The 13,466-nt window shown below is 64.3% G+C and carries 12 protein-coding genes; 4 read left to right on the top strand and 8 right to left on the bottom strand.

Annotation, left to right across the window (positions count from 1 at the left end):
- Positions 1–1,560 precede the first annotated feature (1,560 nt).
- Together QQL24_RS19000 and QQL24_RS18995 are read right to left on the bottom strand one after the other, a co-directional pair.
- Positions 1,561–2,457, bottom strand: coding sequence for a fructose bisphosphate aldolase (locus QQL24_RS19000; RefSeq protein ID WP_284313867.1), 897 nt, complete (start codon positions 2,455–2,457; stop codon positions 1,561–1,563).
- 382 nt (positions 2,458–2,839) lie between these two features.
- On the bottom strand, positions 2,840–3,034 hold the full coding sequence (locus QQL24_RS18995; RefSeq protein WP_284313866.1) for a DUF2735 domain-containing protein: 195 nt from the start codon (positions 3,032–3,034) through the stop codon (positions 2,840–2,842).
- 597 nt (positions 3,035–3,631) lie between these two features.
- Between QQL24_RS18995 and QQL24_RS18990 the strand changes: the two genes are divergently transcribed.
- The 4 genes from QQL24_RS18990 (at position 3,632) to QQL24_RS18975 (ending at position 7,688) form a co-directional block, all read left to right on the top strand.
- On the top strand, positions 3,632–4,669 hold the full coding sequence (locus QQL24_RS18990) for a glutamine synthetase beta-grasp domain-containing protein (RefSeq protein WP_284313865.1): 1,038 nt from the start codon (positions 3,632–3,634) through the stop codon (positions 4,667–4,669).
- Positions 4,670–5,025: 356 nt separating this feature from the next.
- Positions 5,026–6,282, top strand: coding sequence for a dual-specificity RNA methyltransferase RlmN (gene rlmN, locus QQL24_RS18985; protein WP_284313864.1), 1,257 nt, complete (start codon positions 5,026–5,028; stop codon positions 6,280–6,282).
- Positions 6,283–6,443: 161 nt separating this feature from the next.
- Positions 6,444–6,950: a hypothetical protein gene (locus QQL24_RS18980; RefSeq protein WP_284313863.1), complete on the top strand. Its 507-nt coding sequence runs from the start codon at positions 6,444–6,446 to the stop codon at positions 6,948–6,950.
- A 174-nt stretch (positions 6,951–7,124) separates the two neighbouring features.
- Positions 7,125–7,688 carry an invasion associated locus B family protein gene (locus QQL24_RS18975; protein WP_284313862.1) on the top strand — a complete coding sequence of 188 codons (564 nt, stop codon included), beginning with the start codon at positions 7,125–7,127 and terminating at the stop codon, positions 7,686–7,688.
- 131 nt (positions 7,689–7,819) lie between these two features.
- Here QQL24_RS18975 and QQL24_RS18970 read toward each other — a convergent pair whose 3' ends face one another.
- From QQL24_RS18970 to QQL24_RS18945, 6 genes are all read right to left on the bottom strand, one after another.
- Entirely contained in the window at positions 7,820–8,374 is a 555-nt protein-coding gene (locus tag QQL24_RS18970; protein ID WP_284313861.1) for a queuosine precursor transporter, read from the bottom strand.
- Between the two features lie 210 nt (positions 8,375–8,584).
- The gene (locus tag QQL24_RS18965) at positions 8,585–9,214 is read right to left on the bottom strand and encodes a DUF1638 domain-containing protein (protein ID WP_431310715.1); all 630 of its coding nucleotides are present in this window, start codon (positions 9,212–9,214) and stop codon (positions 8,585–8,587) included.
- 89 nt (positions 9,215–9,303) lie between these two features.
- Positions 9,304–9,999, bottom strand: coding sequence for a corrinoid protein (locus QQL24_RS18960; protein WP_284313859.1), 696 nt, complete (start codon positions 9,997–9,999; stop codon positions 9,304–9,306).
- A 299-nt stretch (positions 10,000–10,298) separates the two neighbouring features.
- The gene (locus QQL24_RS18955; RefSeq protein ID WP_284313902.1) at positions 10,299–11,648 is read right to left on the bottom strand and encodes an MFS transporter; all 1,350 of its coding nucleotides are present in this window, start codon (positions 11,646–11,648) and stop codon (positions 10,299–10,301) included.
- Between the two features lie 195 nt (positions 11,649–11,843).
- Positions 11,844–12,482 (bottom strand): PadR family transcriptional regulator, encoded by a 639-nt coding sequence (locus QQL24_RS18950; protein ID WP_284313858.1) that lies wholly within the window; start codon positions 12,480–12,482, stop codon positions 11,844–11,846.
- Between the two features lie 266 nt (positions 12,483–12,748).
- A complete protein-coding gene (locus QQL24_RS18945; RefSeq protein WP_284313857.1) occupies positions 12,749–13,426 on the bottom strand; it encodes a DJ-1/PfpI family protein in 678 nt (225 codons plus the stop codon).
- Positions 13,427–13,466: the final 40 nt, after the last annotated feature.

The raw sequence follows: 13,466 nt of genomic DNA, 5'->3' as shown, positions 1-13,466 counted from the left end.
GAGGTGGGGCAATTGACGGGGGATCCCGCTAACTTCGACTGCTTAGGAGTGGGCCTATCGTCAGCCGCCCCACTGTCCCGCGGGACTTTGACGTCTAGATTGTCCCCCGTACTCCCACGGAAATGAAAACATATAAAGAACCAATATTGACATAATGCCCACTCTCTGCTCTACTTCTCACAGGAGCGAAGGCAGGCGTGGCTCGTAATTCCGGATCATGACCGGTAACCGCGCCCCTTCCACCCACCCCGATGTCCTGCGGCCTTGCCAGCCGCGCTGCCTGGGATCCGGCTTCCTCGCGAGAATGGAACCTCGCGGGATGGGATCATGGGCGGCGACATCGTCCGGCGGCTTCGGGCTGGTCCATGGGCGAAAGCCTATCGGGCTGGCCGGGCCGGACAGGGGGCTTGATGAGAAGCGGAAGGACTGCCTGCGGCCATGGGCCGTGTATGCGTCCGCGCAAGCAGAGAGACGCTGGCCTTATCCAGCCGGCCCACTCGGATGGCCCGCACGAGTTCTTGCTCGTGTGCCAGCCATACCGGCTCTGACTTGGACGCTTCGTGGGTGAGACCGCAGGATAATCCGGGCTCTTTCCGCATGGCTGCGGAATGCTCCTGGAGCCTGTGACCTCCAGCATCGCCGCGAAGGCCAGGAGAGCGACGTGATCTCCAGATGGCAAGAGGGGCGATGACTTCCTGTCCGGCCAGGGCCGGGCCGACGAGCCGAGGTTGTGCCTTGGCGCGTGGTTGGCTCTGACAGGAAGAGGCCGGTTCGGCATGCGTCTTGTTGGCATGCTGCAATCGGTGCGGGGCGACCCGCCGGACGAAGGTGACGGCGGCTTTCCCCAACAAGCCTGCCATGCACCCATGACCACGACACGGCTTTCCTGCGGAAAGCCGCCGTCACCGGAACCGCGCCGGCCGCATGACTCAGCCCGAGAGGGCGTGAGAACGCGGCTGTTTGGGCGCAATGAAACACCCGTTGTTTGACAGAACAAGCCCGGGGAAGCCTCCCCCACGGAGCGGGGCCATGGCATGCGCATGACTCAGCCTTGCTGTAAGGGCGCGATAATCCTTCCCCGGCTGCGGTTGCTGAACTCACACGAGTGATCTTGGCAAGAAGAGGCACAAGTAATTCGGCTGAGCGAGATGAGACGGTTGAGGATAGAACGCGCCGTCGATGTCCCCTCGCCCCGTTCTTACGGGGAGAGGATAGAGGTGAGGGGCTACGCGACATTCTGAGATTAGCTTTCTGCACGGTGCGATCGTCTGGGGTGACGCCTCGTCCTCATTGTATGTATCTGATTTATTTAAGAAAATAGTCCTACCAAGGTCGCGTGGCCCCTCACCTCTATCCTCTCCCCGTAAGAACGGGGCGAGGGGGCGCAACCGCCTCGTCCTTTTCTCAAACTGACTCTTCTCGCCCGACTGCCGAGAGTAATCTGCTCAATACTGAATTGTGTGAATTATACAGCCGGCTTCGGGTATCGCGCCTCAAAATGAAAAAGGCGCGGATGCCGAAGCACCCGCGCCCTTTCGATAAGGACCGGTCTCGTGGACCTCAAACCTTCTCGACGCTCGCCTTGTAGATCTCGCCGATCGTCTTCCCGAGGCTCGCATCAAAGTCGGCGTCGCTCATGCTCACGCGCAGGTCTTCCGTCAGGGCGCGCGAGAACGAAGCGATCATGCCGTGGTTGTGGCTGAGCTTCTCGCAGGCGTCCGCGCGCGTGTAGCCGCCCGAGAGGGCGACGACGCGTTCCACCGCCTTGTGGTCGACCAGCGGCTTGTAGAAATCGGGGACGGTGGGGATGGTGAGCTTGAGCATCACCTTGGTGCCGGCGGGCAGGGCGTCGAGGTGCTTGGCGATCTCGTCGCGCAGGATGGCCTCGGAGGCCTGCTTGTCGGCGCTCTTGATCGAGACTTCCGGCTCGATGATCGGCATCAGGCCGTGGCCGATGATCTGCTTGCCCACTTCGAACTGCTGGTTGACCACGGCGGCGATGCCGGCGGCGTTGGCCTGGCCGATCACCGAGCGCATCTTGGTGCCGTAGACGCCCTTCTTCACGGCGCGGGCGAGGAGCGTGTCGAGTTCGGGCATCGGCTTCATCACCTGTGCGCCGTTCTCCTCGGCGGCCAGGCCCTTGTCGACCTTGAGGAAGGGCACCACGCCGCGCTCTTCCCACAGGAAGGTGGGCACCGGCTTGCCGTTCGCGTCGCCGTCCATGGTGCGCTCGAACAGGATGGCGCCGATCACCTTGTCGCCCGTGAAGGCCGGAGCCGACATGATGCGCACGCGCATCTCGTGCATGAGGCGGTACATTTCCTCGTCGCCGCTATAGGTGCTGTCGGCGATGCCATAGAGACGCAGCGCGCCGGGCGTCGAGCCGCCGCTCTGGTCGAGCGCGGCGATGAAGCCGCCCTTGCTGGTCATCTGTGACGTCATCTTCGCGTCGGCCATCTTCTTTTCTCCCTGGAACACCACACCAAAAGGTGCTGCCCTTTTGGCGCAGGTGGTGCGTAAAAACAATGGATGATGGCGGCGGCGGCACAGGAAAAGCACCGGGCCGCCCGGCTGGTGGCGAACCGGCGCGAGTATCGAGGCGGAAGAAGGCTGAGGCAAGGGGGATGGGGGCGCAGGAGTTTCGCGTGGGAATGGAGGATCGCTGGGAGCGCGGACGTCCCGTCCGCTGTTGGAAACGGCGCCTCGGTGTGCCGGTCTTCAGACCGGCATGCCCTGGACCTCGGTCGCAAGATGCCGGTCTGAAGACCGGCACACCAAGGCGCCTCATCCGGCGATGTCCCGCTTCCAAGAGCGGACGGGACGTCCGCGCTCCCGGGAATCAGCGCTTGCGCGGGTCCGGCAATTCCTGGATCGCCTCGGCGTGGTACCAGCAATTGTAATCGACCACCGGCGGGCGCACGTTCTTCAGCTCCGTCACCGACCTCGCTTCGTCGCGGTGAACAATGAGGCCCGTCCGCGGCCGCGGGGTAAAGGCGTAGATCTTGGCTGACTCCCGATAAGTGCTCGTGGTCATGCTCGTCTCCTTAACGTTGATGCAAAACCCGGAGGCGGCACCAAACTTGAGAGAGTCTTAGCATAACTTGCCCTCGATTTACACAGATTGCACAGATTTAATGCAGTCCTTGCCTATATTATGAGCACACAAGTTTCCGCATTTTTACCCGGCATGGTGCGTTGCGGCAATTTCGAGGTTTGCCGGGTTTTTCGGCGGTTTGACTCAGGGGAGTCAGGGGCTGGCGCGATTTTGGGCAAAGTGATGGGCAAATTGGCGCGGGATTGGGCGGGAGTGGGGTGGCGAGGGAGGTTGGTGATCAAGCGGAGCGTGGCGCGGGCGATAGGGAGCCGCGACGATTCTTCCGGGCTGGCATCCGCGGATTGCATACATCACCAAAACCAAATGAGGCGCGGGCCCTCCCCACGAAGCTGGGGAGGGCCCGCGTCTTATGCGTTTCCGTTTGCTCGTCTCAGCCCGGAAACGCTTCCTCCCCCTCCCCCTGCGGCAAAAGCGCCCCACAGCCCCATCTGGCACGCATCCTGCTTATGCCCTCTCGACCTGCGGAGGTCGGGCAAACCGGCCCCGTTGCGTGGCTTCAACTGAGAGAACCCCAGAATGACGAAGTACAAGCTCGAGTATATCTGGCTCGACGGCTACACTCCGGTGCCGAACCTGCGCGGCAAGACGCAGATCAAGGAATTCGATCACTTCCCGTCGCTGGAAGAGCTTCCGCTGTGGGGATTCGATGGCTCCTCGACCAACCAGGCCGAAGGCCGCAGCTCCGATTGCGTGCTGAAGCCCGTCGCCGTCTATCCGGATCCCGCCCGCAAGAACGGCGCCCTGGTGATGTGCGAAGTGATGATGCCCGACGGTGTCACCCCGCATTCGTCCAACGCCCGCGCCACCATCCTCGACGATGACGGCGCCTGGTTCGGCTTCGAGCAGGAATATTTCTTCTACAAGGACGGCCGCCCGCTCGGCTTCCCCGAGCACGGCTATCCCGCGCCGCAGGGCCCCTACTACACCGGCGTCGGCTTCAAGAATGTCGGCGACGTCGCCCGCCAGATCGTGGAAGAGCACCTTGAGCTCTGCCTCGAGGCCGGCGTCAACCATGAAGGCATCAACGCGGAAGTCGCCAAGGGCCAGTGGGAATTCCAGGTTTTCGGCAAGGGCTCCAAGAAGGCCGCCGACGAGGTCTGGATGGCCCGCTACCTCCTGCTGCGCCTGACCGAGAAATACGGCATCGACATCGAATGGCACTGCAAGCCGCTCGGCGACACCGACTGGAACGGCTCGGGCATGCATTGCAACTTCTCGACCAAGTTCATGCGCGAAGTCGGCGGCAAGGCCTATTTCGAGGCGCTGATGGGCGCCTTCGAGACGAATATCGACGACCACATCGCCGTCTACGGCCCCGACAACCACATGCGCCTGACCGGCAAGCATGAGACCGCGCCGTGGAACAAGTTCTCCTACGGCGTGGCCGACCGCGGCGCCTCCATCCGCGTGCCGCACTCCTTCGTGCGCAACGACTACAAGGGCTATTTGGAAGACCGCCGCCCGAACTCCCAGGGCGACCCATACCAGATCGCCTCCCAGGTGCTGAAGACGATTGCCTCGGTCTCCACGGAAGCAAAGTCCGTGGCTGCGTAAGCGTATCGTGCGTTTCGTGCGTTTTGCGGCGCGGGTGGCAACACCCGCGCCGTTTTCGCTGGGAGCGCGGACGTCCCGTCCGCTCTTGGAAGCGCCGAGCGTGCAGGATAGGAAGAGGCGGACGAGGACGTCCGCGGTCCCAGCCACTGCGCTTCCAGTGCAAGACTACAGAGGGTGCGACCTGCCAGAAATCACGCAGGTGACGCAATGGCTGGGACCGCGGACGTCCCCGTCCGCCTCTTGGAAGCGCAGCGTTTGCGGGAGAAGCAGAGGCGGACAGGATGTCCGCGCTCCCAGCAAGCTTCCCGCGCAAGCCTTCTTTATGCTATAGCCCCGGCCAACATCAGGATTTTCATATGTCGGCCCTTTCGCTCGAACAGGCAGCGAGCCCTTTGCCCGTTGTGTTTGCCCCCCTTGCCAAGCCCTCCCTCGCCGGGATGGACCGCGCCGAGCTCGCCGGCGCGCTCACCGCCGTCGGTGTGCCCGCTTCCGAAGCCAGGATGCGCGTCAACCAGATCGCGCACTGGCTCTATGTCCGCGGCGCCGCCTCCTTCGACGCCATGACCAACGTCTCCAAGCATCTGCGCGCCCTGCTCGCCGAGCATTACACGCTGGACCGCCCGGAGATCATCGCCGAGCAGATCTCGGCCGACGGCACGCGCAAATGGCTGATGCGCATGCCCTCCACCGGCCCGGCCGACAAGGGCGCGGAGATCGAGACCGTCTACATCCCGGACGAGAGCCGCGGCACGCTGTGCGTTTCCTCCCAGGTCGGCTGCACGCTCAACTGCACCTTCTGCCACACCGGCACCCAGAAGCTGGTGCGCAACCTCACCTCGGCCGAGATCGTGGCGCAGCTCCTGGTAGCGCGCGACCGCCTCGGCGACTGGCCGGGCCAGGAGCCGCCCGAGGGCGCCATCGTGCCGCGCGACGGCGGGCGCTACGTCTCCAATGTCGTGCTGATGGGCATGGGCGAGCCGCTCTACAATTACGACAACGTCGTCACCGCCTTGAAGGTGATGTCGGACCAGGACGGCCTCTGCCTGTCGCGCCGGCGCATCACGCTCTCGACCTCCGGCGTGGTGCCGATGCTCGGCCCGCTGGGCGAGGGCATCAACCCCGCGCTCGCCATCTCGCTGCATGCTACCAACGACAACCTGCGCGACACGCTGGTGCCGCTGAACAAGAAATACCCGATCGCCGAGCTGCTCGACGCCTGCCGCAACTATGCGGGCCTCTCCAACGCCCGCCGTATCACCTTCGAATATGTGATGCTGAGGGGCGTGAATGACAGTCTGGCCGAAGCGAAGGCGCTGGTGAAGCTGCTCAAGGGCATTCCGGCCAAGATCAACCTGATCCCCTTCAATCCCTGGCCCGGCACCTTCTACGAATGCTCCGACTGGGAGCAGATCGAGGCCTTCTCCGACGTGGTGTTCAACGCCGGCTACGCCTCGCCCATCCGCACCCCGCGCGGCCGCGACATCCTCGCCGCCTGCGGCCAGCTCAAGAGCGAAAGCCAGAAGATGCGGGCCAAGGACAGGCTGGCGATCGAGGCGGACGCCATGAAGAAGCTCGCGGTGGAGGCGTTCTACGTGCATGGGGCCGAGGAGTAATCCCGGGAGCGCGGACATCTTGTCCGCATCTTCCTTTCCCCAGAGCGCCCCGTTTCCAGGATGCGGACAAGATGTCCGCGCACCCGGGAACAACCCAGCCGGCTCCGCCTTTCAGGGGCTGGCCCGTTTGCGCTTCCCCGCTCCCCGCTATACTCTGAGCCATGCCCTCCTCCCCCACCCCCTATCGACCGCCGCGCGTGATCGGCTTCTTCGACCGCATCATCCTGGTGGTGTTCGCCGTCGTGCTGGCCGCCATCGCCGCGCTCATCTTCGGCGTGTTGGGTCTTGCCAGCCATGATTTCGGCCAGGACCTCGCCTCCTTCGCCGAGGCGATCGGCCTGCGCACGCTGGCGGAGGTGCTGACGGGCGAGCGCATCGGCGATATCGGCGCGATGATCAGGCAAGGCTTCACGGCGGCGCTGGCGATCTGGCTCGCGCCGATCGCCCTCGTCGCGGTGATCGGCGAGGCGATGGGCAAGTCGGGCTGGATGTTCTATGCCGTCGGCATGGCGCTCGCCTTCGTGCTGGCGCCGATGGTGATGAGCCTCAGCATCCTCACCATCGCGCTGCTCTACCATGCCTTGCTCGGCCTTCTCGCCATAGGTGTGGTAGCGGGCACGGTGTACTGGCTGGTTGCAGGACGCGGAGCAGGGGGAACGGCAACGTGAGTGCAAAACGATCAGATTTAACCATTTGCTCACCGCGAGGGATTAGGTTGAATCCCATTCCGGTCGAACTTTCGCCGGAATCCCTGTCTTTCGTCGCAGTCGCGTGAGGCGGCCGATTCAGGAAGATCGGACGCCACCGCTTTCTGCCCTCTCATTCGGATCGATCGAGCCAGCATGATGTCTCCCCTCCTCCGCATCGCGCTCATCGCCACTGCCGTCGCTTTGTCCGGTTCGGCCCTGGCTGCCCCCCGCAAACCGAAGCCGGAGGCGCCTGCCCCGGCCGCGCCGGCTGCGGGCCAGCAGCCCGCCGCGCTCGGCCAGTTCGGCGACTGGCAGGCCTTCCAGAACGGCAACGGCAAGAGCAAGTCCTGCTTTGCCATCGCCAGCCCGAAGGACCGCAAGCCCGCCAAGCTGAAGCGCGACCCGGCCACCCTCTTCATCACCCGCCGCCCGGGCGAGGGCGTGCGCAACGAGATCAGCATGATCACCGGCTTCACCATGAAGGATGGGGGCGACGCCACCCTCAAGGTCGGCCGCTCCTCCTTCACGCTCTACACCAAGGGCTCCAACGCCTGGGTGAAGAACGCCGCCGAGGAGGGCACGGTGGTCGGCACCATGCGCAAGAGCAAGGACGCCGTGTTCGAGGGCGCCTCCAAGCGCGGCAACAAGACCACCGACCGCTACTCGCTCGACGGCCTGCCGCAGGCGCTGGACGCGATTGCGAAGGGCTGTCCGTAGGCTGGGAGCGCGGACTTCCAGTCCGCTCTTGGAAACGTCGAGTTCATGGAAAAGGGCGCTGACCTCGACGGTTGCGCCCTTTTTGATGTCGTAGCGGTTCAAGAGCGGACTGGAAGTCCGCGCTCCCAGCGTCAGGCCGTTGCCATCCGATCCCTGAACACCAGATAGCCGTAGACCGGCATCACGAGGAACACCATGGCGATCTTGATGGCATAGTCGGCCAGGCCCAGCGACACCCAGGGCACATCCGTGCCGGCGAAGGCGAGCACCCAGAACAGCGTCGAGTCCACTGTCGAAGCCAGGATATTCGAGATGGACGGCGGCACCCACCAGACATGCTTCCGGAAGCGGTTGAAGACCTGGGCATCCACCAGCTGGCCGGAGATGAAGGCGACGCCGCTGGCGATGGCGATGCGCGGATCGGCCGCGACGAAGGAAACGATCACCGCGATCACGAAGGAGGCCAGCACCACCCTGCGCGTCATTTCGACGCCATGGCGGCGGTTGCACAGATCCGTGACGAAGAAGGCGAAGGGGAACACGAAGGCGCCCCAGGTGAGGAAATCGGCCGTGCCGGGCACGACATATTGCACCGCCCAGTTCGCCGCGGCGACGATCACCGCATGGGCCAGCACATAGCGCCAGCGCAGGCCGGAGAGAAAAGAAGAAAGGGCGTTCGTGCTCACGTCGTCATACCTGGAAGAGGGAAAGGGAATTGGCGGGCTGCCTTACAGCAAAAGGACATGGGGGAACACCCCTAAAAAAGGCATCGCAGAAATGCCGCAGGAAACGCCGTGGCTGGGACCGCGGACGTCCTCGTCCGCTCTTGGAAACGATCCGTTCTACGACAAGGGAAGAGCGGACGGGGACGTCCGCGGTCCCAGCCACGGCGCCCTTCAGGCTAATGCCTTGCGAGATCCGAGGAACGGCTCTATCCCCGCGAGCCCCGTGTAATGCACCTCCAGCGGCAGGCCCAGGCGGGCGGCGGCCGCCTGCGCCTTCTTCTCCAGCGCGGCGTCGGGGACCTGCACCAGGAACATCACGCGCTTGTAGTTGCCGAAATAGATCGGCAGCAACTGGGGATGCTTGTCGAGCTTGAGGCCCTTGATGACGAAGCGGTCGAAATGGCGCACCAGGAAATCGGTGAGGTAGAAGGTGCCGACCTCCTCGTCCTGCATCCTGTCGAACACCTCGGCGCCGGCGAAGAAGGAATAGCAATGCGGGCCGTCGATGCGCTCGACGCCCTCTTCCTTCAGCACCTCGTCGAGGATGCCGCCCGAACCGCAATCGCCGTAGAGCACGAGGATCTCGTCATAGTTGGCGCGGTTGGCGCGGATCTTGCGGCGCACGCCGTCCGGGATCTTCTGGGGGGTGTTGTGCCAGATCGCCGGCAGGCAGGTGATCTCGATGTGATCCCAGCCATTGGCCTCTTTCACGGCCAGGAATTCGCGCGCCAGCGCCCCGCAGGCAATCACCAGTGTCTTGCGGGGGTTATGGGTCGAGGCGTCGGTCATCGTTCTCTCCAAGAACCGGCGCCCAATAAAGGATCGGTCTCACCGCCATTTCCATCTTCGGAATGGCGGTTTGACATGGGCGGTCGGAGACCGCCCCTCCATTAGGCGCCGGCCATGCCCTGACGCTTGCTGATCAGGGACTTGGCCATTTCCACCGCGATGGCGGCGTCGCGGCAATAGGCATCGGCGCCGACGGCCTCCGAGAAGGCCTCGTTCAGCGGCGCGCCGCCGACCAGCACGATATAGTCGGAGCGGATGCCCTTTTCCTTCATCGTGTCGATCACGACCTTCATATAGGGCATGGTCGTGGTGAGGAGAGCAGACATGCCGAGAATTTCCGGCTGGTGCTTCGCCAGCGCTTCCAGATAGTTGTCGACCGGATTGTTGATGCCGAGGTCGATCACCTCGAAGCCGGCACCTTCCATCATCATGGTGACGAGGTTCTTGCCGATGTCGTGGATGTCGCCCTTGACGGTGCCGATCACCATCTTGCCGACCTTCGGCGCGCCGGTTTCGGCGAGCAGCGGGCGCAGGATGTTCATGCCGGCCTTCATGGAATTGGCGGACATCAGCACTTCCGGCACGAACAGGATGCCGTCGCGAAAGTCGATTCCGACGATGCGCATGCCCTCGACCAGCGCCTTGGTCAGCACGTCATAGGGGGTCCAGCCGCGCTTCAGCAGGATCTCGACGCCATCAATAACCTCGTCGGCGAGGCCGTCATAGAGGTCGTCATGCATCTGTTCGACGAGCTCGTCATCGGGCAGAGAGTTCAGATCGAGATCGCCGTCGGACATAGGGTGTGGTTCCTGCACAGGGGATGGAGCACGAATTACTATAGAACGCTTCTTAATGCGAGGTAGCCCGACTGGGGTTCCCCACGCTGTCGCGTCTGGGACATGCGATATTCAAACTGCGACAAGGCCCAGGGAGCGCGGACATCCTGTCCGCTCTTGGAAACACGGCCTTTGTTGGAAGGGGCAGGCAGCTGCGACGCTCCTGGGACCGCAGGCGTCTCGCCTGCATCTCGAACCGCATCGTTTCCAAGAGCAGGCGAGACGCCTGCGATCCCAGGAACGATACCCGCGCTCCCAGCTTATATCGTCTTCCTGAACCCGCTCGACAGCGCGCCCGTCAGCGAAAGCACGGCGCCGATCCAGGCGATCAGCACCGTATGCCCGCTCGCCGCCAGGCCGAACACCACCGCCGCCACGGCCGCCCCCACGGATTGGCCGAGCAGGCGACCGGTCGACTGCAGGCCGCTCGCCCCGCCCGAACGCTCGCGCGGGGCGCTGGCGATGATGATGCGGTTGTTGGGCGACTGGAACAGCCCGAAGCCGAAGCCGCAGACGCCGAGCCGCCAGCCGATGTCGAAACTGGAGGGGTCCGCGCCCATGGTGGCGACGCAGACGAGCCCGACGGACAGAATCACCAGCCCTATGCTGCCGAGACGCTCGGGCGGGAACTTGTCCGACAGCCGCCCGGCAACGGGGGCGATCAGCGCCGTCATCAGCGGCCAGGGCGTCATCAGGAAGCCGGTGGCGGCCTCGGAGCGGCCGAGCGTCTGCTCGAAGAAGAAGGGCAGCGCGATATAGGCCATGTTCTGGGCGGCGAAGGAGCAGATCGAGGTCGTCATCGAGAGCGCAAAGACCGGCCGGCGCAACAGGTCCACCGGCAGCATCGGCACCTCGAGCTTGAGCGAGCGCCAGACCAGCACGGCGCCGGCGATGCCAGCGCCCAGGATCATCAGGCCGGCCCTCGTGTTGCCGCCAGCGTCGGAGAAGGCGTCGAGACCGGCGATCAGCAGGCCGAAGGTGATGGCGTTGAGCAGGGCGCTGGTCCAGTCGAAGGCATGGCCGGAGGCGGGCGTCTGCGGCAAAGTGCGGGCGGCGATGATCAGGGCGATGATGCCGAGCGGCACATTGACTAGGAACAGCCATTGCCAGCTCGCAATGGTGAGGATGGCGGAGGCGACGCTCGGGCCCGCGGCCGAGGACACCGCCACCACCAGCGCCGTATAGCCGACGCCTGTGCCGAGCAGCGCCTTGGGGAAGATGTAGCGCACCAGCGCGATGTTCACGCTCATGATGCCGGCCGCGCCGACGCCCTGGATCACCCGCATGCCGGCCAGGAAGGGCAGCGTGTGGGCGTTGGCGCAGCCGAAGGAGGCCGCCGTGAAGATGCCGAGGCCGCACCAGTAGATGCGCTTGTAGCCCATGATGTCGCCGAGCGAGGCGAGCGGCAGCAGCGAGATGGTGACCGCGAGCTGGTAGGCGGTGACCACCCAGATCGCATCTGAGGGCGTGATCACCAGTTCCGTCGCGATCGAGGGCAGCGCGACATTGACGATGGCGCCGTCCAGCACCGCCATGGTGAGGGCGATGCCGATGGTCAGGAAGGCAAAGGCGCGCTGAGGATTGGGCAGGCCATCGAGGGCGGCATTCATCGGGGTACCCGCAAACACGGAAACCCCGGCGGGCGCGAGGCCCGCCGGGAAATTCTTCAAACAAATATCGGCGAAAAAGCCTAAGAAAGACTGGCCCTGCCGACGCCTTGATAGCCGATCCGGCAGGACGGAGAAGATCCAGTTTTATCCTATTATCTTCTCTACCAGCGAAGGGGCGATGCGGATGGGGTGCCCTCAGTTCTGCTCGCCCGGGCCGACGATGTCGCGCGCGGCCTTCTCGATGATGGTGCGCACGCGTTCGGCCTCGGCCTTGGTCCAGGGGCCACGGCGCATATGCAGGGCGTGCCTGAGGGTGTGGAAGGCCTCGCGCACCATGTCCGGGGTGGAATGGCTGGCGAAGGCGCTGGCGGCAAGGTCCATGCGGGCCATCACGCCATCGACCGCGTCGCGGTTCTCGGCCAGGAAGGCCTCGCCCTCGGGCGTGATCGTGTGCAGCTTCTTGGTGCCCTCCGAAGCCTCGGCGCGGATATAGTCCTGCTCCTCCAGCATGGTGAGCGTGGGATAGACGGCGCCGGGGCTCGGCGCATAGGCGCCGCCGAACTTCTCCTCGATGGCGCGGATGAGATCGTAGCCGTGGCGCGGCTTTTCCGCGATCAGCGCCAGGATGACGAGGCGCAGGTCGCCATGACCGAAGACCCGTCCGGCCCGCTCGCCGAAACCGCCGCGGCCGAAGAAGCCGCCCGGCCCTTCGCCGAAGCCGCCCCGGCCCCAGCGCCCGCCGCGGCCGCCCGGTGCACAATCTCGTTCCTCGCCGCGGCCCCAACCCCGGAAACCCTCGCGCCCCCAGGGCGCCTGATGATGTCGTCCAAACATGCGATATACCTTTCGTTGCATCGTTAAGATGAATCTTAAGATATATCGAAAGATACAATTTGCAAGAGGTTTTTTGCGAGGACGAGGCAAAGGCCGAGGAGCAGCGCTCCGGGTGCACGGGCATCTTGCCCGTCCTTGAAACGAAGCTGATGTCGGAGAGGGCGGCGCCTGTTCCTGGCACGCGCCCAAAATCCGGTAGCACCGTCTTGCGACCCGCGGTGGTTCAAGAACGGGCAAGATGCCCATGCACCCGGAAAGCCTGCGCCTCAGGCGGCCGCATGCAGTTCGGCGATGATGCGAGCCCGATCGGCGACGGTCGCGGCTGAATCGGCCCGCACCCGCTCAACGACAGCTAACGGTGCCGTGCGGGGTGAACCCGCATCGAAGGGCGGCGCCGGAGCATATTCGAGTTCGAGCTGAGCCACCTCTGCCGCTTCCCGCCCGACCAGTTGCGCGATGGCCGCCAAAGCGAAATCGATGCCTGCCGTGGCGCCGCCACCGGTGATCAGCTTGTCGTCGGTAACGATGCGCTCCTCCACCGGAATGGCGCCAAGCTCCTTCAGCAGGTGATGGGAGGCCCAATGGGTCGTCGCGCGCTTGCCGCGCAATAATCCGGCCGCACCCAGCACGAGGGCTCCCGTGCAGACCGAGGTGACGAAACGCGCCGATGCCGCCTGGGTACGCACGAAATCGAGGATCTCGGCATCCTGCATCAGGGCGTTCACGCCCGTACCGCCGGGAATGCAGATCAGGTCAAGCGCCGGGCACGCGCCGAGCGTGACAGTCGGCCTGAGATCGCAGCCTGCGGTGGCACGCAGGGGCTCGAGGTCCTTCCAGATCAGATGCAGGCGGCAGTCGGGAACCTGTGCAAAGAGATCGAAAGGCCCGGCAAGGTCGATGAGCTGGAAGCGGGGGAAGATCAGGAAGCCGATCTGCAGGGTCATGGCGTTTTCTCCGATGCTGTTGACAGGCCCGTTCTACATC

The organism is Labrys miyagiensis, from assembly GCF_030160835.1.
In the GTDB taxonomy this organism is placed as follows: Bacteria; Pseudomonadota; Alphaproteobacteria; order Rhizobiales; family Labraceae; genus Labrys; species Labrys miyagiensis.
The sequence above is the reverse complement of the archived record's forward strand: the minus strand, read 5'-3'. Positions and strand labels throughout refer to the sequence as shown.